Source organism: uncultured Brachyspira sp. (genome assembly GCF_944390845.1).
Lineage (GTDB): Bacteria > Spirochaetota > Brachyspiria > Brachyspirales > Brachyspiraceae > Brachyspira > Brachyspira pulli.
In genome coordinates, this window is the sequence record NZ_CALXRM010000021.1 from 1 (window position 1) to 24048 (window position 24048).

Sequence of the window (24048 nt, forward strand, 5' to 3'; positions counted from 1 at the left end):
TGTCTTGTGTCTTGTGTCTTGTGTCTTGTGTCTTGTGTCTTGTGTCTTGTGTCTTGTGTCTTGTGTCTTGTGTCTTGTGTCTTGATTTCATAATACATGCCTTTTATAATATAATATTAGTTAATATAAGTCAATATATCAGTTAATATTATGTAAAATTATTCTATTGCTTATTTTATATTTTTATACTATAATTTGCAATGTTATAATTTATAATGAGGATATATTATTTATGAAAAAGGTATATATAATTATTAGTTTATTTTTATTAACTTTTGCCTTATATTCACAGGAAGCTGAAAACCAAGATACTACTAACGGTACTAACAACATATTTTTTTCATCTATAGAAAATGGTGATATAAAAAAGGTTAGAGAGTTATTAGCTCAAGGAACAGATGTTAATAGTGTAAATGAAGAAGGTTGGTCTGCTTTACATGTAGCTGTTAAAGCTAATAATGCAGCTATAGTAAAAGAATTATTATCTCATAAAAAAATAAATATGAATCCTGTTTTGCCTGTAGATACTATATTTACAGAAGGGGATAATAAATGGTATGCAGACGGACAAACACCTCTTTTACTTGCTTCTTATTATGGATATTATGATATAGTAACTATACTTTTAAGTTATGGTGCTGATGTATTAGCTAAAGATACTATAGATGATGCTATGGCTATACATATTGCTGCAGCAAGAGGATATGCTAATGTTGTAAGTGCTATATTAGATTCTAGTGCAGCAAAAAATTCAGGTGTGGATATTGCTAATATAGGAGATAATACAGGAACTACACCTTTAATGTGGGCTGCTATGAATAATCAGGTTCCAGTAATAGCTGTACTTTTTAGATATAAAGCAAATGTTAATTTACAAGATGATGATGGTTGGACTCCATTACATTTTGCTGCAGCTTCAGATAGTTACAGAGCAGTTGAAATACTTTTGAAAAATGGTGCTGATGCCAATATTGCTGATATAGAAGGTAAAAAGCCTATTGATGTTACTACTGATACAGATATAAAAGCATTATTGAATAAATATACTGAAACAACTGATGTGGCTGAAACATCAGAAATTACTGAAGTAGAAGAAACTGTTAATCAATAATTATGGAATCAAAAAAATTACAAAGATTTAGTGAATATAGCATGTCTACATATTTGCTTTGTCCTAGAAAGTATAGATATACATATATAGAAAAGCCTTTCAAAAAGCAAAAAAGAAGTGTTAATGTTTACTTTATCTTTGGTAATGCCATTCATTTAGCATGTAAAGAATTCTACGAGCAAAGAGCTGAAGAACGCACATTGGATAATTTGCATAATATATTTAGAAATGTGTGGAAAAGAAGCGGCATAAGAGCTTTTTTCAATAATAGAGAAGAAGAAAAGGAATTAGGAGAAAGAGGTCTTTATATGCTTTCTAATTTCTTTAATTCATTTGGTCAGAAAGTTCCATATAGAATGGAAAGCTATATGGAAAATAGAGTCAGAGATTATATTTTATTTGGAAGAATAGACAGAATAGATTTGTCTGCTGATGGAACTTTACAAATAGTAGACTATAAAACTACAAAGTATTATGATGTTGGTGAAGATAATGATGAAAGAGACAGAAAAACTATACAGCTTAAATTGTATGCTTGTATATTAGATGGTCTTAAATGTAAAGTTACTAGCGGTTCTTATTATCATTTTGAAGATGATAAATTTGATACAATAGAATTTACTCCGGAATCTATTAATTATTTAAGAGAATGGTTTGATGAAATTGTTGATGATATAAGATATGACAGGGCTTTTGATAAAAAAGTAGGAAGGCATTGTGAGTTTTGTGATTTTTTCAAACTTTGTCAGGGTAAAGAAGATGATGTTGATAATTTAGTGTTGCCTTCTGATGAGATTTTTATGGCTAATATAGAAAATTCTGATAATAATTAATTTTGTATTTTTAACGCTTTATTTTTTAAATTGACAATTATAAATATTTTAGTATTATTATTTTTATATTATCAAAATAATAGGTAATTTTTATGAGTAATCATAATAAAAAAGAAGATTCAAAAGAAAGCATAATAAAAAGAAAGAAAGATAAATTTAAAATAAGATATTTAACAATAGAAGATTTAGATGATTTTAATAATTTATTAAGATATGCATTCCAAGTAAGTAATAATGAACTTATAAATTTAGGTTATGAAATAGATGAAATAAAACAATCTAAATCTGCTGTTTTAAGCAAGGCCAAAGTATTAGGTTGGTTTGACGGTGAAAAACTTGCTTCTCAAATTGCTGTTTATCCTATGAAAATGAATATTCATGGTGTCATATATAAAATGGCTGGAGTTACAGGAGTTGCTACATATCCGGAATATTCTAATTTGGGACTTATGAATGATTTGATGATAAAAAGCATTGAGAACATGAAAAAAGAAGGACAAACCATATCTGTATTGTACCCATATTCTATTCCATTTTATAGAAGGAAAGGTTGGGAAATTATTTCTGACAAAATGAGTTTTACTATTAAAGATACTCAATTACCAAAAACTATGACAAGTAAGGGAAGGGTAGAACGTGTTGCTACTGATAGTGAGGATTTGAAAGGACTTTATGATAAATTTTCACATATTAGGCATGGTGCTTTGATTAGAGGTGATTTGGAATGGGAAGAATATTGGAGATGGGACGTTGATGATACTATAGTTGCTATATATTATGATGAAAAAGAAGAGGCTAAAGGCTTTTTAGTATATGTTATAGAAAATGATGTTTTTCATGTTAAGGAAATGGTATATTTGAATTTTGAGGCAAGATTGGGACTTTGGAATTATATATCAGCACATTTTTCTATGGTAGATAAAGTTCAAGGTTATAATTATACTAATGAACCTGTAGCTTTTTTGCTTGAGGATAGCGAAATAAAAGAAACTATAAGACCATATATAATGGCTAGAATTACCGATGTTAAAGGCTTTATTGCTAATTATCCTTTTTTAAGAAAACCAAAAAATAAAAAAATCAATTTGATAATAAAAGATAATATGGCAAAATGGAATAATGGAAGTTTTCTGATTTATTGGGACGAAAATAGAGAGGTTGTATGTAAACGACTGAATAAAGAATATAAAAGAAATGGTAAAGATAGATTTATTGTGAAAATGGATATTCAGACACTTACAACTATGCTTATGAGTTATAAAACACCTTCTTATTTGTACAAAATTGGAAGAATAGAATCAAGTACTAAAGGTATAAATTTATTGGAGTCTATTATACCAAAAGAACAGGCTTATTTCTCAGATTATTTTTAATTTGTTAATCATTTTTTATTTTGACAAACTTTATATTTTCAGTATAATATATTTATGAGAAATAATTTAAATATAAAAAAATATTTCAATCCTTTAAATGATTATTTTGTACGATATCTCTTTACTGATAAGGGAAGCAGTGAGTCTATACTTTTAGATTTTATAAATTCTATAATGCTTAATGCCAATATGAAGACTTTCCGCTCTGTTGAAATTTTAACCCCTTTTAATCTAAAGAAAAATAAAAACTTAAAGGAAACTATTGTCGATGTAAAATGTATTACTCAAAATGGTTCAGTAGTCATAATAGAGATACAATTACAAGGTAATTCAAGATTTCCAGAGAGAATACTTTATTATTGGGCAGCTAATTACAATAAGCTATTAAAGCATGGTGAAAGATATGATGAATTAACTCCTGTAATAAGTATTAATCTATTAAATTTCAATTTAGATAAGACAAAAAATATACATTCTTGTTATATGCTTTATGAGATGAATAATAAAAAGTTATTAACAGATCATCTTCAAATACATATAATAGAGTTAAAAAAATTCAAGAAAAACATATTAAGTAAAGATTTAAACTGTTGGTTAAAAATATTTACAAGCAAAAATTTGGAGGCTTCTATGTCTGAAATAGTAAAAGAAAAACCTATAATGGAAGAAGTACAAAAAAAATATAATAATTTTGTAAAAAGTAAATTGATGATGATGGAATATGAGAAGAAAGAGGCTTATTTATATGGTAATCAAATAATGCTTGATGAAGAAAGAAGATTAGGAAAAGAAGAAGGTATAAAAGAAGGTATAGAACAAGGTATAGAGAAGGGCATAGAACAAGGCATAGAACAAGGTGAAAAAAATAAGGCAATAAATATAGCAAAAAGTCTTAAGAAATCAGGACTCGATAATAAATTTATAAGTGATAATACAGGTTTAAGTTTAGAAGAAGTTGAAAAACTTTGAAGGTTTTATATTTATTAAAATTTTAGATTTTTTTAATTGATAAATAATTGTTTATATAAATAAAAAATTAATTTGTATGTTGTTTGTTTATGGAAGTGAAAATAATTGATACAGCTTATGGCGGATATGGAATTGCTAAAGATAATGACGGTAAAGTAATATTTGTGCCTCATTGTGTGGAAAATGATATATTAGATATTGATATAATAAAAGAAACTAAAAAATTTTCTTATGGATCTATAAATAAGATAATAGAACCGTCAGAATATAGAATTAATCCAAAATGTAAATATGCTGGTATTTGCGGAGGCTGTGTATTTAATCATATTGATTATAAAAAACAGTTGGATATAAAGAAAAATATAGTTTTGAATGCTGTTAGAAATATTGAATATAATAATGACATAAAAATTATTTATAATAATAATTCCAATTACAGACTTAGAGTTAATATGGTTTCTGTTAATGGAAAAGTTGGATTTTATAAATTTAAAACTAATGATTTTGTCAATATAGATGAATGTGTTATATTAAAAGAAAGCTTATTTGAAAGAATTAAAAATTTTATATCAGAAAATAATATAACAGGCAGTATATATGCTTTAGAAAATAATAATGATGAAGCCATTGCTTTTCTTGAAGTTAATAAAAAAACTAATTTAAAATGTTTTAATAAATATTTCAATGGAATTAGTGTTAAGCATAATAAAACAATAAAAAGTTATGGTGATGATACTATTGTTTATAAAACTAAGTATGGTGATGTAGGTATTGGTCATAGAACATTTTTTCAAAGTAATTTATATTTATTAAATGATTTTCAAAAAGAAGTTGTAAAATATTTAAATGATAATGACAGAATAATAGTTGAACTTTATGCAGGAAGCGGATTTTTTACTTCAGCTTTCTTGAATATCTTGAATAATTTTAATAATGATTATAAATTGATTTCATCAGAGATAAGTAAAGATTCAGTAACTGTTGCTTCAAAGTACGGAATAAATATTATAAATGAGGATGCCGCATTAACTTTAAAAAATATTAATTATGATATAGAGGTTTTAGTAGTAGACCCGCCTAGAGAGGGTTTAAATAAAAATGTTGTGGAAAATATTATTAGAATTAAGCCCAAAAAAATTATATACGTTTCATGTGATCCTATGACTTTTTCACGTGATATAAATTTAATTAAAGATTATTATAAATTATCAGATTTAAATATTATAGATATGTTTGCGGACACTTATCATATAGAAGTTATTTCGTTATTAGAGAAAAAATCTTAATTATTTTATTATTTTTTAAATTTGTATTATATGATGTAATAGATTACTATATTTTTTCTTAAAAAGTCATATAAATTCAATATTTTTTATTTAATACTATTGAAAACTTTAGAATTATTTATATTATTTATCAAAGAATTTATTTCTATATTTAGGAGATATAAAAAAATGATCAGCATTATTGAAAATGATAAAAAAAGAAAATTATTCTTTTTAAACACTATTTCTACATCTTTGGTTGTAATGGTTCATGAAGACAATTATGTATTTTTACCATATTGGGGAAGCAGAATAGAAGCAATTGATATAGATTATATTATTGACGGTATTACTGAAGCTAATTATATGGCTGATACAGATAATAGAAAAAAATTCCAATTAGAAGTTATACCTCAAATATATCCTTCTTATGGTTATACAGATTTAAAAGAACCTGCTTTTCATTTCGTTCATAAAGATGGTTCAAGGATTACAGACTTACGTTATAAATCACATAATATATATAAGAATAAGAAAAAATTAGAAGGACTTCCTACAGTATTGTCAGATGATGATAGTGAAGTATTAGAATTAGTTTTGTTTGATGATTTAAAACAAGTGGAAGTTATAATTACTTTAGCAGTATTTGAAAAACATAATGCTATAACTAAATCAGTAAAAGTTATAAATAAAAATTCTGCAGATTCTTTGTATATAGAAAAAATAGCTTCAGCAAATATTGATATTCAAGACTCTAATTTTGAGTTTTTACATTTAGCAGGTGCTTGGGGCAGAGAATGTCATATAAAAAGAAGAAGATTAGAACAGGGAATGCAGTCTATAGGAAGTGCAAGAGGAGCTTCAGGACATGGACAAAATCCTTTTGCGGCTTTAATATCTCCAAATACTGATGAAAATAACGGCGAAGTATATGCTATGAATTTTGTTTACAGCGGAAACTTTACTGCAAGTGCGGAAGTAGATATGCATTTGAATACTAGATTTCAAATGGGAATAAATAGTTTTGATTTCGGCTGGACATTAATGCCTAATGAGGAATTCCAAACTCCTGAAGTAGTATTAGTGTATTCTAATAAAGGTTTAGGAGAGATGTCAAGAACATTCCATAAACTTTATCAAGATTGTTTAATGTCAAGAAAGTATGCTTATAAAGAACGTCCTATTTTAATTAATAGTTGGGAATCTAATTATTTTGATTTTAATAAAGAAAGTTTATTGAAACTAGCAGAAGAAGGAAATAAAATAGGTGCTGAATTATTTGTATTAGATGACGGCTGGTTTGGAAAAAGAGATGATGATAAAAGTTCTCTTGGTGATTGGACTCCTAATGAAAAAAAACTTGGAGGAAGTTTATCAAATTTAATAGATGAAGTAAATAAAAAAGGAATAAGTTTTGGATTATGGGTTGAACCAGAAATGGTATCTCCTGATAGTGATTTATTCCGTAAGCACCCAGAATGGGCTATTCAAGTAAAGAACAGAAAAATAGAAACATCAAGACATCAGTATGTTTTAGATTTGAGCAATCCTGAAGTATGCGAATACATAGTTAATTTCATGACAGAACTTTTATCTAAAAACAATATTTCTTATATTAAATGGGATATGAATAGAAATATTACTAATATGGGTTCTTCTTATTTAAGCCCTGAAAGACAAAAAGAACAGGCTCATAGATATATGTTAGGACTTTATAGCGTATTGGAAAAGATAGTTAATGCATTTCCTAATGTATTGTTTGAAAGCTGTGCAGGCGGCGGCGGAAGATGTGATGCTGGTATGCTATATTATATGCCTCAAGTTTGGACAAGTGATGATACTGATGCTATAGAAAGACTTGCTATACAATATGGTGCTTCTTTGATTTATCCTTCAATATCTTTAGCTTGTCATATTTCAGATATACCTAATCATCAAACTCATAGAAAAGAAAGAATAGAAACAAGAGCTAATGTTGCGTCTTGGGGTAATTTAGGATTAGAGCTTAATTTAAATAAGATCAGTGAAGAAGATAAAAAAGTTATATCCGAAAAATTAGAATTGTATAAATCTATAAGAAGTACAGTTCAATTTGGAAGTCTTTACCGTTTAAAAGGTTTAGATGCAGGTAATGAATATGCTTGGCTTTATAAAAGTATTGATGAAAAAACAATAGTTGTTACTTATGTGCAAATAAATGTAAGACCTAATTTAGTTACTAAGCGTTTGCGTTTACAAGGATTGGATGCAAAATCTCAGTATAAAATAAATGATTCTAATAAAATCTATACAGGTGAAGAGTTGATGAATATAGGTCTTTTACTTGGTGAGATATTAGAAGATGCTTTATCTTATCAATGGATTATAAAGAAAATTAGTTAAATCGATATAATTAGTATTTGAGCACCTTCATTTATAAAAATACTTATTGATATTAAGAATAAAAATTATATAATATTAATTAGTATTAATAAATGGAGGTGCAATTTTATGAAGATAACTTTTTTAGGAACAGGCACTTCTGACGGTGTACCTATGATAGGCTGTAAATGTAAAGTATGCAGCAGCAAAGATAAAAGAGATAAAAGGACACGTTCTTCTATTTTAATTCAGCATAATAATAAAAATTATATTGTAGATACTTCAGCAGATTTCAGATATCAAATGCTTAGAGAAAAAATTGATAGGCTTGATGCTGTATTTTATACACATTCTCATGCGGATCATACTTCAGGTATAGTGGATTTAAGATCATTAAATTTTATTATGCATGATTCTATAGATTGTTATGGTAATAAAAATACTATGGATATATTGAGAGATAAATACGATTTCTTTTTTAATCCAATTCAAGTTGGAGGAGGGCTTCCACAAGTAGTTTTTCATCATATTGAAAATACTATGATTTTTGATGATATTAAAGTTACTCCTATTCCAGTAAAGCATGGTATTTTGGATATATTAGGATATAGATTTAATAATTTTACTTATATAACTGATGCCAGTTTCATAAGCGATGAAAGTTTTAAATTGATAGAAGGAACAGAAATTTTAGTTTTGAATGGTTTAAGATACAGACCGCATCATACACATTTATCATTACAGGAATCAGTTAATATAGCTGATAAATTGGGAGTTAAAAAGGCTTATTTTACGCATATGACACATGATGTATTGCATAGGCATTTAGAAAGAGAACTTCCATCTAATATGCATCCTGCTTATGACGGACTTACTATAGAAGTATAATCGGTTTATATAGTGTTATTATATATTTTGCTCAAATCTTATAAGTATTAACAATTTTATATTCTTGTTATTAATATGTTCTATGCTATAATTAAATAAATATATAATTGGAATAGATTTTAATATGAATAAAAAACTTATAGAAAGAAATAATTTATCTAGTATACTAGATGAATATAGAAAAGAAAATAAAAAAATAGTATTTACAAACGGCTGTTTTGATATACTTCATAGAGGACATGTTGAGTATTTACAAAAGGCTAGGGAATTGGGAGATTTACTTGTACTTGGGCTTAATAGTGATGATTCTGTTAAGCGTTTAAAAGGTAATGACAGACCAATAAATAATGAGATTGACAGAGCTATAGTTTTAGCTGCTTTGGAATGTATTACTTTTATATCTATATTCGATGAGGATACACCTCTTGAATTGATAAAGATTGTTAAACCAGATATTTTAGTAAAGGGCGGCGACTATAAAATAGAAAATGTAGTAGGCAGAGAATATGCAAAACAGACAATATTGATTGATTTTGTAGATGGTTATTCTACTACAAATATTATAAAAAAAATTAATAGTTAATTTAATATTAACAAAATAAAATTAAAGGAGTATAAATATGATTATAGTAACAGGCGGAGCTGGATTTATAGGTTCTAATATAGTAAGAGGATTAAATAATTTAGGTATTGATGATATATTAATAGTTGATAATTTGAAAAATGTTTCCAAACATAAGAATTTAAATAGAATTAAGTTTAAAGACTATATGGATAAAGAAGAATTTACTTTAGATTATTTAACTTCATTTGTAAATAATAATAAAGTTGATGCAATATTTCATCAGGGTGCTTGTTCTGATACTATGGAAACAGACGGCAAATATATGATGAAAAATAATTATGAATATACAAAAAATATTCTTCATATATGTTTGGATAAGAAAATAAGACTTTTTTATGCTTCAAGTGCCTCTGTATATGGTAATGGTGAAAATGGTTTTGAAGAAGATGAAAAAAATGAGTATCCTTTGAATGTTTATGCTTTCTCAAAATATCAATTTGACAGATATTTAAATAAATTATTTAGAGAAAATAAAGTTAATACTCAAGTTGTAGGATTAAGATATTTTAATGTTTATGGTCCTCAAGAAAATCATAAAGGAAGAATGGCATCAGTAGCTTTTCATTTATTTAATCAAATTAAAGCAGGCGAAAAGATGAAAATATTTGAAGGCAGTGAAAATTTCTTAAGAGATTTCGTTCATATTGATGATGTTGTTTCAGTTAATAATTTCTTCTTTGAAAATGCAGATAAATCAGGTATATTTAATTGCGGTACAGGAAATGCAGAAAGTTTTGTTGAAATAGCTAAGGCATTAAAAGAAGTTTATTCTAATGCTGAAATAGAATATATACCTTTCCCAGATGCTTTAAAAGGCAAATATCAAAAATATACTCAAGCAGATTTGAAAAAATTAAGAAATGCTGGTTATGATAAAAGTTTTATGAATGTTAATACCGGTGTAAAAAAATACGCTGAAGTTTTAGAAAAAAGTAACGGATATTTGATGTAATAACAAAAAAGTAGTACAAAATGTTTTACTATTATCTATTATAATGCTTTTAAAATATATAGTTTTTATTTAGGATAGTATTATGAAAAATATCATTTTATTTTTGTTTTGTATTTTAGTATATTCTTTGCCTTTGTTTTCTCAGGATCCTGAAGAAGCGGCTAAATTACTTGAATTAATTAATGCTGAAAGGAAAAAAGCAGGTCTTTATGAGTATAAAACAAGTGATGAATTAAAGAATGTGGCAGCGATAAGAGCAGAGGAGATAGCAGAAGTATTTGAATCATCAAGACCGGACGGCAGAGAGATATATACAGTTTATACAGACAATAATATTAGAGTGGCATATTATGGGGAATCTATAAGAAGCGGACATCAAACAGCAGATGGAATTTTTAGAGCTATGATGAAAGACCAAAATGATTCATCATCTATTTTGGATATAGACTATACGTACATTGGAGTAGGTATATATAAGAATGCTAAAAATACTTATTGGGCTATTCTTTATTGTTCATTAGCTGATTAAATAATATTTTTATTATAATATAAATTAAAATGGAGTAAACTCTTATGAAAAAAATTATTTTTATTTCTTGTATGATATTGTCAATGATTTTTATATCTTGTGAAGATGATAAAGTAGAAAAGAAAATTGATAAAGTAACTGATAAAATAGAAAAATCAATGGACAAAGCAGAAGATAAAATCGAGAAAGCAGGAAAAGAAACAGAAAAAGCTTTAGATAAAGCAGGAGATAAAATAGACGAACTTTTTGATTAATTTTATAAATTAGTTAAATTTAAAAAGGCTTGAGTTTTTTATGAACCCAAGCCTTTTATTATTTTTTATTTATTGTTTGAGAACTTTCTTCTCCTAATTGTAATGTAAATAATGAATAGTCAATTTTGTTTGTATATGATCTGTCTTTTGCAACTTCTTCAATATATTTTCCTATTGTATCTACATCTTTATAAGTAGATGTTAAACCTTGACCTGTAATTGTAAGAGTATTATTTTCAAATTTTAAAGTATCTTTTTGAGATATATTATAATATTTCATAGCTTCTGTTATTACAATACTTTCTGCCTCTCCAAAACTTATTGTACCAGTGCTTGGTATATTTCTTTTGGCAGAATTATGATTTAATATATATTCATTTTCAGAAATTTTTATCAATTTATCAGTATATTCTTCTTCGAGTATTACGTTTCCACCTTCATATCCTTTATTAATGACATATCCGTCAGATGTTATTTGTATTTCATTGCCATTTTGTCCATTGCCTATATAATATGTTCCAGTATAATCAGATGGTATATATCCGCTTACTTCTTTCAAATTTCCGCTTACACTATTATCATTAATTTGACCAGATAATGATAAACTTCCGCCGCTTAAATTAAGTGATACATCTACAGTATTCATATCAGAAGCACTTTGAGAAAACATTAATGATTTTGTAGTTGCTGATGAGGTATTATCATATTTTATAGTAGGCATTTGTCCTTTTATTGTATACTGTGAATCAGATTTTTTAGTAACCATTTCTTTTTTTATTGTTAATAGTCCATTCTCTATATTCATATAAATACTTCCATCTTCATTGATAGATAAAGCAGAAGCATTCCCAAATGTTCCGAATGAGAAATTACCTGTAAAAGATTGTGAATGGGCAGTATTATTATTAGTGTTTGGATCAGTTGGCGTTTTAGAACAACTGAATATAAAAATTAATAGAAATAGTGTAAATATAATTTGTTTTTTCATATTTTTCTCCTTAAAAAATATATTTATTAATTAAAATTTTTGCAATGACAAAAGATAGGATATTATTGATTAAATAGGTATTTTTAATTGATATATTATTATTATTGAAAACTATAAATTTATAGTAGAGCTTGGAGCTTGGAGCTTGGAGCTTGGAGCTTGGAGCTTGGACTGTTTTTTAAGTAAAATAAATTATACATAAAGCCATTATATATTTATATTTTATTATGTCAATATTTTTTATAATACTTTGAAATATTATAATATTATACCATAAACTAACTCATAGATTTTTATGCAGCAAAATGTATATAAATAAAAAATAAAAGGCTTAAGTTTTTTATTAAACCCAAGCATTTTATATAATTAAATCTTTAATTATTTATTTTCATGATTTTTTTTGTATTCTATTGCTTCTTGTACTATTGGCACTAATACATCAAAATCTAATGGTTTTTCGATAAGTCTGAATACTCCTTCAGCAATAATTTCTTTAACCATCTCTGTGTTACCATAAGCAGTTATTATTATGATAGGTATAGAACTTTTTCTTTTTTTCATTTCTCTGATTAAAGCAAGTCCAGTCATAGATGGCATAAGCAAATCTGTAATAATAACATCAACAGGATTATGCTCCAATATAGTTATTGCAGATTTACCATTTTCTGCTGTAACAACTTCGAGATTATGAGGCTCAAAGGTGTATGTTAGAAGATCCCTAATAGGTTCTTCATCATCTACAGCAAGTATCAAAGGTTTACCGTTTATCATACTTAAATCCCTAATATATTAAATGTATTTAGATAATCTATAGAGAACATTTTTTTTACCTAGAAGTTCGCATATATGAGATAGTTCGCTTCCAGCAGCACTTCCAGTTAATACATAACGTATTGGGTGATATAGATTAGGACCTTTTAATCCAGTTTCTTTTTGTGCTTTTTTGATTAATGCTTTCATATATTCATCAGTTATTTCTTCGGTATTTTCTATATCCTCTTTGATGAATTTAAGTAATTTTTTGCTTTCTTCTTTGTTTACGAGTTCTTTCATCTCATCAGTGAGTTCAAAGTCATTTTCAAAGAATACAGGTACATATTTAACGATATCAGATAAAACAACACAGTTATGTCTTATAACAGAAACAAGCTTTTTAGCCCAAGCATGTTCTTCTTCTGTGTAATTTTCTTTTAAGAAGCCGCCTTTAACTAAATATGGTATGAATAAATCAGTTATTTCATCTAAATCAGTATTTTTAATATGCCAAGCATTTAAGTGTCTTAATTTAGCAGTATCAAAAATAGCAGGGCTTTTAGAGAAACGGTCTAATTTGAATGCTTTAATCATATCATCATCAACCATAGTTTCCATAGCTTCTGGGTGAGTCCAACCAAGTAAAGCTAAGAAGTTTCTCATAGCTTGAGGAAGGAATCCTTCATCTTTATATTCCATTAAAGTAGCTGCACCATGTCTTTTTGATAATTTCTTTCTGTCATTACCTAATATTGAAGAAGTATGTGCAAATCTAGGAGGTTCAGCACCTAATGCTTCATATATAAGTATTTGTTTTGGAGTATTTGATATATGATCTTCGCCTCTGATAACATGTGAAATTTTCATAAGCATATCATCTATAACAACAGCATAGTTATAAGTAGGGAAGCCATTTTCTCTAACTATAATTATGTCTCCAATTTCATCACTATTAGTTTTTACAACTCCTCTAACGAAGTCGTCAAAAGTTACTATTTGATTTTTTGGAACTCTGAATCTTATTTTAGCAGGTTCTCCATTTGCAACTCTTCTTTTAGCCTCTTCTAAAGGTATATCTTTACATTTACCATCATAAATAATAGGCTGATTAAGAGTTCTCTGCATATTAGATTTTTTCTCTAATTCTTCGGAAGTACAAAAACAATAGTATGCTTTTCCTTCTTCCATAAGTTTTTCAGTATATTTTTTATATATGTCAAGTCTTTCAGACTGAAAATACGGACCATAATCTCCGCCGATTTCCGGACCTTCGTCCCAATCTATACCTAGCCATTTTAATGATTTTATAGCCATATCAACAGCTTCTTTAGTGCTTCTTTCTTGGTCTGTATCTTCTATTCTTAGAATTAATTTTCCTTTTATAGCTTTGGCATATAACCAATTAAATAATGCAGTTCTAGCATTTCCTATATGTAAAAAGCCTGTTGGAGATGGAGCGAAACGAACTCTAATATCCGACATAAAACTTACTCCTTGATTTAAAAACTTGCCTTATTATACATCAAAACAAATAAATATCAATTATATAATAGTTTTATGCAAAAATAAATTTTTTAATAAAATGTTTATTCAGTAATATAAAATACTAATATTATTTTTATAGTGGATATTTTTTGTATATTATAGCTTGAAATATTTTTTTATATATGTTATATTATATGCTAATTCTATATTTGGTGTACTATGAGCAATATTGTTGTTATTACAGCCCCATCAGCTGCAGGAAAAACTACATTAATTAAAAAATATTTATCTAATCATCCAAACGCAACCTTCAGCGTTTCTCACACTACTAGGCCTCAAAGACCAAATGAAGTTGATGGAAAAGACTATTATTTTATAGATAAAGAAAAATTTGAACAGATGATAAATGACGGAGATTTTATAGAATGGGCTTCTGTTCATGATAATTATTATGGTACATCTTTCAGAGAATTAGAAAAAGCAGATGATGAAGAAAAGATTTTGATACTTGATATAGATATTCAGGGTGCTTTATATATAAAAGAAAAAGGAATAGATGCTAATTATATATTTATAACACCTCCTTCTATGGAAATTTTAAAGAAAAGACTTGAAGGCAGAGGCACTGAAACAGAAGAAAGTATCAAACTTAGATTATGGAATGCCAAAAGAGAATTAGAATATAAAGATAAATTTGATATTATCATAGAAAATGATGATATTGATGAAGCTTATAAAAAACTTGAAGAAGCTATAAATTCTAAATTATAAAAATCAACTATATGGAGTTTAATATATGGGTATAATACCGTTAGAAAAACTTATAGAATATAAAGGCAATCGTTATGAGCTTAGCAGAGCCATGATAGAATTAGCTAAAAATGGAAATGCACTTCTTAAAGGTGAAACTAAATACAGAGGCGGAAAATATATACCTACTGTTATGAAAAATATACTTGACGGAAAAATTAAGTATGAATATGAAGAAGGTGTTGATATGACTATAGATGAAGAAGCACCTTTTAAACATTCTGAAACATCTTATGATGAAACTGAATATGCAACAGAAGAAGAAGTAGTGGAAGAAGAAGCTGTTCCTGAATACTCTGCTTCTGATATGGACGATTCAGATGATGATTTTGAAGATGAAGAAGATGATGAAAAGCCAAAAAAGAAAAAAAGAGCTTCTAAGAAAAAAGATGAATAATTAAAGTGAAAAAAATAGTATTTATATCTGGTGCAACCGCATCAGGAAAAAGTAGCTTTGTACATAAACTAATAGATAATTATTTCAATAAAGCCGCCATAATATCTATAGACTCAATTCAAGTTTATAGATATATGGATATAGGCTCAGCAAAACCCTCCAGAGAAGAAATTAATAAATATAATTACAAAATGGTTGATATACTTGAACCTACAACAAATTTTAATATAAAAGATTATCTTGATATATTTAAAAATGTCATTGAAAATACAGATAATATTCCAATATTTGGAGTAGGGGGTACAGGTTTTTATATAGATGCGATAAAATATGGCATTTTTGATGAAGAAAATGATAATAAAGAAAATTCTGAAGCTATAAGAAAAGAACTTTATGACAGAATAGATAAATATGGACTTGAAAGCTTATATTCAGAGCTTTTGAATGTTGATAAAGAAGCAGCTGAAAATTTAGATAGATTCAATGCAAGGCGTGTTGTAAGGGCTTTAGAAGTTTATTACAATACCGGTAAGAAGTTTTCAGAATTAAAAAAACAAAGAAAACCTGTGGTTGATTTAGATTATTTAAGCTATATTATTGATATTGATAGAGATGTTCTTTATGATAATATTAATAAAAGAGTTGACATAATGTTTGAAAAAGGCTTGCTTGATGAAGTAAAAAGAGTTATAGAGCTTGGTGTTGATAATAGTTATACTTCTATGCAGGCTATAGGCTATAAAGAAGTATATGATTATTTAGTTAATAATTCTATGACTTTAGAAGAAACTATTGAACTTATCAAAAAGCGTACTAGAAATTTTGCTAAAAGACAGTTAACTTGGTTTAGACGTGAAGAGCACAGAAGAATAAATGAAAATGATTTGGAAAAAGTTGCTGAAGAAATAAAATCTTTTTATAATATCAATTAAATATTTATTAAAATCTATAATTCATAATTTAAAAGATGAAAATATTTTTTTTAATAAATTTTCTTTTGGAGTCAGTCTTTTTAAATTTCTTTTTGCAAATATAAATGACGGATCCAATTCTAAAGATTTGGAATAAGCATTTTTAGCATCTTCTTTTCTTCCAATGTGTTCTAAAGCATAACCATAATCATTCCACATCATAGCATTAGTAACATTCAAATGTATGAATTTTTCATAATAATTTACAGCTTCTTCATATTTCTTTTCTCTTAAATACGCTTCAGCTAAAAAATTTTGTAATGGAGGTATTTGAGAGCTTTCTATATCATAATTATTTATCAATTCTTCTAATTCTTTTATAGCCTTATCATTAAAACCAAGCATTAAATTGCTTATTGCTGATGGATATAAAAATAAAATGTCGTTTATATTTGGAAATTTATCTTTTATATTAAAAATATTTTCTTTTATGTAAATAATATCGCTATAACGTTGTAAATAAAAAAGCTTATCAACTGTAATTGAACATAATTTTAGGAAATTATCAGCATCATTTTTATTGAAATTTTTGAATATATTTTTAATTTCTTTTAAAGCTTTATTGCAAATATTGTTATTATTATCTGAATTTTCTATTTCTTTTATTAATTCTTCTATGTTGTTATTTACGTTATCCATAATTTTTAGCATTAAAATTACTATTTATTATTATTGTTGTTAATATTACTAATATAGTTTATATATTAATTATGAGTTTTTAAAGTGATAAACGAGCAGATGATAACTGATGAAGGAAGTTGTCAGCTATTTTTTAGCGAGTTTATCACTAGCAATAATAAAAAATTATTATTTTTTTATTATTGCTAATAAAAATTGTTCGCTCAAAGGCTCTGTCAAGTAAACTTGCCAGAGGCTCACAATTTTTATAATTAGTTTTACAATATTTAAAAATTATTATTTTAACAATTAAAACATTTTATTTATGTATTTGGTGATAATATTTTTTAATTAAATAAATTTTATTTTTTATTTTTTATTATGTTTATTATATATACTTAAAATTAAGGATTTATTATGAATTATGATAAAGCTAAAGAAGTTGTTGAATTGTTAATACAAAGAGGATTAAAAATAACATCAGCTGAATCATGTACAGGCGGATTATTTGCAGCACATATAACATCAGTTTCAGGCTCATCAGAATGTTTTGAAGGCTCTTTTGTAACTTATTCCAATGAAATTAAACATAAAATGATAAATGTAAGAGAAGAAACATTGGAAAAATATGGTGCAGTTAGTGAAGAATGCGTTATAGAAATGGCAGAAAACAGCAGAAAAATAATGGATAGTGATATTGCTATCTCTATAAGCGGTATAGCAGGCCCATCAGGCGGAACGGAAGATAAACCAGTTGGTTTAGTTTGGATATGTATATCTGCTGAAGGTTATACTAAAGCTTATAAAAATATATTTTCAGGCGATAGAAATGAAGTCAGAGAGCAGAGCGTGCTATTTTCTTTGAATTTGGTTGAAAATTTCATAAAGAAATGCTGAGTTATACCGAGTTTAATGTATAAAGTTGCAATTTATCAAAAAAATCTAAAAAGTCCAATATAAATTCAAAAAATATTATGTTTACTTGTTGACAAAAACAATTATGTAAACTAATATTCATTAAAATAAAATTATTATGTAAACTTATAAAATAAACGAAACATAATTTTTTTATAAAGTAAACATAACTATAACCGATAAATTCTAAAGATAACTTTTATTAGGTGGTTTCTAATGCAGGACTTTATAAATAAATTGACAAGTCAAGTAAAAAATATTTTGTCTAAGACTACAACATTGCAAAAAGCAGTGTTAATAGGAATTTTAGTAGTAGGTCTTGGGGCAATAGTTGCAACAATAGTTCTTACTTCAAGAAAAACAGGAACATTATTGTTTCAGCAGGCATTGACTCAAGAAGATGCTAGAAATGTTATAGCAGTTTTAGATGCTAATAACATTAAATACCAATACAGAAATGGTTTTATCACACTTAACAGTCAAAATGATAAAGCTAGAGCAGAATTGGAATTAGTAAAAGAGGGAAGAATGCCAACAGGTGTTGATGGTTGGGAATTATTCGATGCCCCTCGTATTGGTATAACAGATGTTGAACTTGATATAAACAAAAGAAGATCTTTAACAAAAGCTATTACTCAGCTTTTAACTAAATTGGATTTTGTTCAAGAAGCAACAGTTGATTTAGCATTTCCTAAAAAAGAATATTTAACAGATATTGATTCTCCAGTTACAGCATCAGTAGTTATTAAAGCACAGCCTTTCAAAGAGGAAGTTTTAAGAGATCCTAAAACTGTTAGAGGCTTACAGCAATTAATAGCAATGGGTGTTGATAAATTAAAACCAGAATTTGTAACAATCACAGATAGTACTGGATATGTATTAACTGATTTTACAGATGAGGCAGCTAATTTAAAATTAAAAGTAGCTCAGGAAGAATTAAAGATTGTTGATAGAGAAAGAAAGAATATAGAAAATAAAATAAGACAAACATTAGGAAGAATCTATACAAATAGAGTAGAAACAACAATAGCATTAGAATTAATTTGGGACGATGTTAGCATAACTAATAATTTAGTTCTTCCTATTATCTTAAAAGAAGATGATCCTACAACACCTTATGATGACAGTCAGTTTACTAATAAGGTTCAGGTATCAACTCGTACAGTAACAGAGGACTGGAAAGGACAGCAATTTATACCTCAAGGTGCTGCAGGAGCTGAAGAAAATGTACCTCCAGGATATAAAGATAAAAGCGACAGATGGCAGACATATACAAAAACTGATTCACAAGACAACTATGAATTAAGTAAAAGATATGAGGCTATAAAGAAAGGAAGTTATCAAATAGGAAAGATATCTGCTGCAGTTGCTTTAGACGGTAGATGGACAAAAGTATATGATGTTAATGGTGATCCAGTTATAACTAATGGCAGCAGTTATGTTAGAGAATACCACCCAGTAACAACAGAAGAAATAAAGAATGTTACAGCATTGGTACAAGCAGCTATAGGTTATGATTTAAAAAGAGGTGACCAAGTAAGCGTAACACATATTCAGTTTGACCATTGGGATAGATTCAACGCTGAAGATGCTAAACTTATGCGTGATAGATTTATAAAGAAAACATTAATAATAACAATGATTTCTTTACTTATATTATTCGTATTAGCATTGATAATCAGAGCTATACAGAAAGAGCTTGCTAGAAGACGCAGACTTAGAGAAGAAGAGCTTGAACGTAAGCAAATGGAAATGCGTAGACAAGCTATGATGAATGCTAATGAAGAGCCTATAAACGAAATGAGTTTAGAGGATGCTGCACGTAAGAAACTTATGGACGAAGTTATACGTGTAAGTCATGAAAGACCAGACGATGTTGCACAGTTGTTGCGTACTTGGATGGCTGATGACAAGAGTTAATTAAGGTAAATAAAATTGAGTTATAAAATAAAAAATTAGGAGAAAAATTATGCCTGCAGATAAAGAAAAAGAGAAAAAGCAACGTGTTTTAAGCGGTCGTCAAAAAGTTGCTATATTTCTAGTATCACTTGGTATGGAAACATCTAGTGAGATATTTAAACACTTGAGGGAAGAAGAGATAGAGCAAATAACATTTGATATTGCTAGACTTGAAAATATAGAAGCTGCTGATAAGGATGCAGTATTCAGAGAATTCCAAGAGATGATGATAGCTCAGGATTTTATAACTCAAGGTGGTATAGATTATGCTAGAGACTTGCTTGAGAGATCCGTTGGTAGTCAGAAAGCTAGTGATATAATCAATAGGTTAACGTCTTCATTACAGGTTAGACCATTTGATTTTATACGTCGTACAGACCCAGCTCACTTGCTTAACTTCATACAAGGTGAACACCCTCAAACTATAGCACTTATTTTGGCTTATTTGGAAGCTCAGAAAGCTGCTAGTATATTGGGAGCTTTGCCTACAGAGATTCAGCCAGATGTAGCTAAACGTATTGCTATAATGGACAGAACATCTCCAGAAGTTTTAAGAGAGGTTGAAAGGGTACTTGAAAGAAAACTTTCTACTCTTGCTAGTGAAGACTTTACTTCTGCTGGTGGTATAGATTCTATAGTAGAAATCATTAACAGTGTTGATAGATCTACAGAGAAAAGTATTATTGAGAGCTTGGAGGAAGACGATCCAGAACTTGCAGAAGAAATCAAGAAACGTATGTTTGTATTCGAAGATATTGTTTTACTTGATGACAGAGCTATACAGAAAGTACTTCGTGAAGTTGACTCAAGCGATTTGGCTAAAGCACTTAAAAGTGTTGATACAGATGCTCAAGATAAAGTTTATAGAAACATGTCCAAACGTGCTGCTGCATTACTTAAAGAGGATATGGACTTTATGGGACCTGTTCGTCTTAAAGACGTTGAAGAAGCTCAGCAAAAAATCGTTAATATCATACGTAAACTTGAAGAACAAGGTGATATCGTTGTTGCTCGTGCTGGTGAAGACGAAATGGTTGTTTGATGTTAATTATATTTTGATTATTAATTAGGGAGTTTTTTATTATGCCAGAAAAGGTTTTTAAATCCAGAAGTATTGTAGAGCTTACTCAAAAAGTTAATATTGCGGTACCTCATCATAAATCACAGGAAGAATTAGAGTATGAGGAATCACAAGAAGAATATAAAGGACCTTCCATTGAAGAAATAGAAGCGGAGATTGCAGGACTTAGAGCTCAATGGGAAGAAGATTTAAGAGATATGAGAAGAAAGGCTGTTGATGAGGCAGACAGAATCATTGAAGATGCTAAAACACAAGCCTTTGAGATATTTAAATCAAAACAAAATGAAGCACATGTTATTTCAGAGCAGGCTAAAGTTGATGCTTCAAGAATAATACAAGATGCTAATGCAGAAAAAGAAAGAATACAAAGCGAATCAGAATCTATAAAAGATGCAGCTTATAAAGAAGGATATGCAAAAGGTTATGATGAAGGTTTTGAAAAATCTTTTTCTGACAGTAATAATGATTTGATTAAATTAACAGAAAAGATGAAAAAAATCTTAGCTGAAACTATTAATAAAAGAAATGAAATAATAGATGCAGCTGAAGCACAAGTTATTGAAGTTGCTGTACTTATAGCTAAACGTGTTGTAAAAATGCTTACAGAAAGAGATAAAGGTATAGTTATAAGAAATATACAGGAAGCTTTAAGGAGAATTAAAGGCAGAACAAAAATTACAATCAGAGTTAATATTGATGATTTGGAAGTTTCTGCAAGACATAAAGATGAATTTTATCAAATGTTAGATAAAATTGAAGGTGTAACAGTATTAGAAGACCCTAATGTTGATGTTGGCGGTTGTATGATAGAAACTGACTTTGGTGATATTGATGCTAGAATAAATACACAATTAAATGAAATAGAAACTGCTATTAAAGAAGTTGAACCTATTAAAGGTTTTTAATATTTAGTTTTTTATATTAATTGATGATAGGGTTATATAATGATAAAAGATGAAAATATAGATTTTGATAAAGAAGTAAAGAAAACATTTGAAAAATACAAAAAAGTTGTTGATGATGTTGCTTTATTAAAATCTTATGGAAAAGTTAAAGAAGTTATAGGTTCATTAGTTATTAGTGAAGGACCATTTTGCAGACTTGGCGATATGTGCCGTATATATATGAACGATGATACATATTTGGATGCAGAGGCTATAGGTTTTAGAAATCAAGATGTTCTTTTAGCTACTTTTGGACCAGTTAATGGAATAACTTTTGGAAATATGGTTTATTCTTTTGAAAGACCATTATCAGTTATGTGCTGTGATGAGATATTGGGTACAGTGCTTGATGCTAGAGGAAAACCTTTAGCGGGAGGCGGACATAATTTTTATGAAACTCCAATTCCAGTTTCTCATAATGCAGTAAACCCTATGAACAGACCTAGAATAAAAAGCCATATACAAACAGGAGTTAGGGCTATAGACGGACTTCTCACTGTTGGTAAAGGTCAGCGTATGGCTATAATGAGCGGTACTGGTGTTGGTAAATCTACACTTTTATCTATGATAGCTAGAAATACTAATGCTGATGTCAATGTTATAGCATTGATTGGTGAAAGAAGAAGAGAAGTAAGAGATTTTATAGAAAGAGACCTTGGAGAAGAAGGTTTAAAGAGAAGTATATTAGTTGTAGCTACAAGTGATGATGCTCCGCTTTTGAGAGTGCGTGCTGCATATACTGCTACTACAATAGCTGAATACTTTAGAGATAAAGGCAAGAATGTTATGTTTATGGTTGACTCTGTAACACGTTTTGCCTTAGCACAAAGAGAAATAGGACTTTCAAGAGGTGAGCCTCCTACAACCAGAGGTTATACTCCTAGTGTATTCTCTGAGCTTGCTAAACTTTTGGAAAGAACTGGTACTTCAAGTAAGGGAAGTATTACAGCATTTTATAATGTATTGGTTGAAGGTGATGATTTGGACGAACCTATTACAGATGCTGTTAGAGGTATATTAGACGGACACATAGTTTTATCTAGGGAGTTGGCTAATAGAGGACATTTCCCTGCCATAGATGTAAATAAAAGTATATCTAGGATTATGAATGAAATAGTTTCTAATATGCATAAGAAAGCAGCCAGAGAATTTTTAAGAATGAGTGCAGATTATAATGAGGCTAAAGAACTTATAATGATAGGCGGTTATGCTAAGGGAAGTATGCCTGAAGTAGACAGAGCCATTGATTATAAGCCTATGATGGATAGATATTTACAGCAAGATGTATATGAGGTTTCAAGTTTTGCTGACAGTAAAGAAGCACTTCTATCTATGTTCTACTCACAAGAAGAAATAGAAGAAGATTTAGTAAACAGCGGAGATGTAAAAAAAGCAGATGATAGAACAAATATTTCCGACAATGTAGAATATGCTAATAATGATGTTGTTATATTGTAGAAATACAGAAGATAATAAAAGATTGTTGGTAATATTATGAAGAAATTTGATTTTAAACTAGAGCCTCTATATAAACTTAGAAAAAATATAGAGAAGCAAAGACAAGCTGAAGTAGCTGAAGTTTCTGCTGAATATAATAAGGAACGTGACGGAAAAGAAAATTGTCTTTTGAAAATCAGCGATGGAATAAGAATTGTTGATAGTATGGAAGACAGTGAAGAAATGCTTAATATGAGTATTTATTTGGGAGAGTATATAACAGCTTTGAATTCCCAAATAGCTATTCATGAAGATAATATGGCAGTAATTAGTGTGGAGCTTAGGAAAAGACAGGAGATTTTACAGGAAGCTTCAAAGCAGAGAAGAGCGGTTGAGATTTTAAAAGAAAAAAAATTATTAGAATATAAAAAATTAATGAATAAAGAAGAACAAGCTAAACTAGATGAGTGGAAGAAAGAGTATGTTGCTAGTGATGCTTATGAATATTGATAATATTATAAGAGGGTATT

General features: G+C 28.2%; 24 protein-coding genes. 20 read left to right on the plus strand and 4 right to left on the minus strand.

Annotated elements, in window-relative coordinates; genetic code table 11:
- The first annotated feature begins 232 nt into the window (after positions 1 to 232).
- From Q0K52_RS05965 to Q0K52_RS06015, 11 genes are all read left to right on the plus strand, one after another.
- Positions 233 to 1111: an ankyrin repeat domain-containing protein gene (locus Q0K52_RS05965; RefSeq protein WP_297297485.1), complete on the plus strand. Its 879-nt coding sequence runs from the start codon at positions 233 to 235 to the stop codon at positions 1109 to 1111.
- A 2-nt stretch (positions 1112 to 1113) separates the two neighbouring features.
- Complete coding sequence (locus Q0K52_RS05970; RefSeq protein ID WP_297297487.1) at positions 1114 to 1944, plus strand: PD-(D/E)XK nuclease family protein; 831 nt, start codon at positions 1114 to 1116, stop codon at positions 1942 to 1944.
- A gap of 92 nt (positions 1945 to 2036) precedes the next feature.
- Complete coding sequence (gene eis, locus Q0K52_RS05975; protein ID WP_297297488.1) at positions 2037 to 3317, plus strand: GNAT family N-acetyltransferase; 1281 nt, start codon at positions 2037 to 2039, stop codon at positions 3315 to 3317.
- 54 nt (positions 3318 to 3371) lie between these two features.
- Positions 3372 to 4286, plus strand: coding sequence for an Rpn family recombination-promoting nuclease/putative transposase (locus Q0K52_RS05980; protein WP_297297490.1), 915 nt, complete (start codon positions 3372 to 3374; stop codon positions 4284 to 4286).
- Between the two features lie 89 nt (positions 4287 to 4375).
- The gene (locus tag Q0K52_RS05985; protein WP_297297492.1) at positions 4376 to 5572 is read left to right on the plus strand and encodes a class I SAM-dependent RNA methyltransferase; all 1197 of its coding nucleotides are present in this window, start codon (positions 4376 to 4378) and stop codon (positions 5570 to 5572) included.
- Between the two features lie 168 nt (positions 5573 to 5740).
- Positions 5741 to 7933 (plus strand): alpha-galactosidase, encoded by a 2193-nt coding sequence (locus Q0K52_RS05990; RefSeq protein WP_297297494.1) that lies wholly within the window; start codon positions 5741 to 5743, stop codon positions 7931 to 7933.
- A 108-nt stretch (positions 7934 to 8041) separates the two neighbouring features.
- Positions 8042 to 8800 (plus strand): MBL fold metallo-hydrolase, encoded by a 759-nt coding sequence (locus Q0K52_RS05995; protein ID WP_297297496.1) that lies wholly within the window; start codon positions 8042 to 8044, stop codon positions 8798 to 8800.
- A gap of 124 nt (positions 8801 to 8924) precedes the next feature.
- On the plus strand, positions 8925 to 9383 hold the full coding sequence (rfaE2, locus tag Q0K52_RS06000; RefSeq protein WP_297297497.1) for a D-glycero-beta-D-manno-heptose 1-phosphate adenylyltransferase: 459 nt from the start codon (positions 8925 to 8927) through the stop codon (positions 9381 to 9383).
- A 37-nt stretch (positions 9384 to 9420) separates the two neighbouring features.
- On the plus strand, positions 9421 to 10377 hold the full coding sequence (gene rfaD, locus Q0K52_RS06005; protein ID WP_297297500.1) for an ADP-glyceromanno-heptose 6-epimerase: 957 nt from the start codon (positions 9421 to 9423) through the stop codon (positions 10375 to 10377).
- An 82-nt stretch (positions 10378 to 10459) separates the two neighbouring features.
- A complete protein-coding gene (locus Q0K52_RS06010; RefSeq protein WP_297297502.1) occupies positions 10460 to 10906 on the plus strand; it encodes a CAP domain-containing protein in 447 nt (148 codons plus the stop codon).
- 44 nt (positions 10907 to 10950) lie between these two features.
- Positions 10951 to 11160: a hypothetical protein gene (locus Q0K52_RS06015; protein WP_297297504.1), complete on the plus strand. Its 210-nt coding sequence runs from the start codon at positions 10951 to 10953 to the stop codon at positions 11158 to 11160.
- 58 nt (positions 11161 to 11218) lie between these two features.
- Here the strand turns inward: Q0K52_RS06015 and Q0K52_RS06020 are convergent, their stop codons facing one another.
- The 3 genes from Q0K52_RS06020 to gltX form a co-directional block, all read right to left on the minus strand.
- Complete coding sequence (locus tag Q0K52_RS06020) at positions 11219 to 12148, minus strand: hypothetical protein (protein WP_297297506.1); 930 nt, start codon at positions 12146 to 12148, stop codon at positions 11219 to 11221.
- 378 nt (positions 12149 to 12526) lie between these two features.
- The gene (locus tag Q0K52_RS06025; RefSeq protein WP_297297508.1) at positions 12527 to 12919 is read right to left on the minus strand and encodes a response regulator; all 393 of its coding nucleotides are present in this window, start codon (positions 12917 to 12919) and stop codon (positions 12527 to 12529) included.
- Positions 12920 to 12937: 18 nt separating this feature from the next.
- Positions 12938 to 14383, minus strand: a complete 1446-nt coding sequence (gene gltX / locus Q0K52_RS06030; protein WP_297297510.1) for a glutamate--tRNA ligase — start codon at positions 14381 to 14383, stop codon at positions 12938 to 12940.
- A gap of 222 nt (positions 14384 to 14605) precedes the next feature.
- Between gltX and gmk the strand changes: the two genes are divergently transcribed.
- From gmk to miaA, 3 genes are read left to right on the plus strand one after another with little or no spacing between them, the layout of a single operon-like run.
- On the plus strand, positions 14606 to 15157 hold the full coding sequence (gmk, locus tag Q0K52_RS06035; protein WP_297297512.1) for a guanylate kinase: 552 nt from the start codon (positions 14606 to 14608) through the stop codon (positions 15155 to 15157).
- Positions 15158 to 15182: 25 nt separating this feature from the next.
- The gene (locus Q0K52_RS06040; RefSeq protein WP_297297514.1) at positions 15183 to 15593 is read left to right on the plus strand and encodes a hypothetical protein; all 411 of its coding nucleotides are present in this window, start codon (positions 15183 to 15185) and stop codon (positions 15591 to 15593) included.
- Positions 15594 to 15598: 5 nt separating this feature from the next.
- On the plus strand, positions 15599 to 16525 hold the full coding sequence (gene miaA, locus Q0K52_RS06045; protein ID WP_297297516.1) for a tRNA (adenosine(37)-N6)-dimethylallyltransferase MiaA: 927 nt from the start codon (positions 15599 to 15601) through the stop codon (positions 16523 to 16525).
- A 21-nt stretch (positions 16526 to 16546) separates the two neighbouring features.
- On the opposite strand, the gene Q0K52_RS06050 is transcribed toward miaA, so the two are convergent.
- Entirely contained in the window at positions 16547 to 17203 is a 657-nt protein-coding gene (locus Q0K52_RS06050) for a tetratricopeptide repeat protein (RefSeq protein ID WP_297297517.1), read from the minus strand.
- 396 nt (positions 17204 to 17599) lie between these two features.
- Here Q0K52_RS06050 and Q0K52_RS06055 point away from each other — a divergent pair, with 396 nt between their 5' ends.
- The 6 genes from Q0K52_RS06055 to Q0K52_RS06080 all read left to right on the plus strand — a co-directional run bounded on the left by Q0K52_RS06055 (position 17600) and on the right by Q0K52_RS06080 (position 24028).
- Positions 17600 to 18079 (plus strand): CinA family protein, encoded by a 480-nt coding sequence (locus Q0K52_RS06055; protein ID WP_297297519.1) that lies wholly within the window; start codon positions 17600 to 17602, stop codon positions 18077 to 18079.
- 234 nt (positions 18080 to 18313) lie between these two features.
- A complete protein-coding gene (fliF, locus tag Q0K52_RS06060; protein WP_297297521.1) occupies positions 18314 to 20017 on the plus strand; it encodes a flagellar basal-body MS-ring/collar protein FliF in 1704 nt (567 codons plus the stop codon).
- Positions 20018 to 20066: 49 nt separating this feature from the next.
- Complete coding sequence (gene fliG / locus Q0K52_RS06065) at positions 20067 to 21098, plus strand: flagellar motor switch protein FliG (RefSeq protein WP_297297523.1); 1032 nt, start codon at positions 20067 to 20069, stop codon at positions 21096 to 21098.
- Between the two features lie 41 nt (positions 21099 to 21139).
- Positions 21140 to 22042 (plus strand): flagellar assembly protein FliH, encoded by a 903-nt coding sequence (gene fliH, locus Q0K52_RS06070; RefSeq protein WP_297297525.1) that lies wholly within the window; start codon positions 21140 to 21142, stop codon positions 22040 to 22042.
- A 39-nt stretch (positions 22043 to 22081) separates the two neighbouring features.
- Positions 22082 to 23539, plus strand: a complete 1458-nt coding sequence (locus Q0K52_RS06075; protein WP_297297527.1) for a FliI/YscN family ATPase — start codon at positions 22082 to 22084, stop codon at positions 23537 to 23539.
- A 36-nt stretch (positions 23540 to 23575) separates the two neighbouring features.
- Positions 23576 to 24028 carry a flagellar FliJ family protein gene (locus Q0K52_RS06080; protein ID WP_297297529.1) on the plus strand — a complete coding sequence of 151 codons (453 nt, stop codon included), beginning with the start codon at positions 23576 to 23578 and terminating at the stop codon, positions 24026 to 24028.
- Positions 24029 to 24048 lie beyond the last annotated feature (20 nt).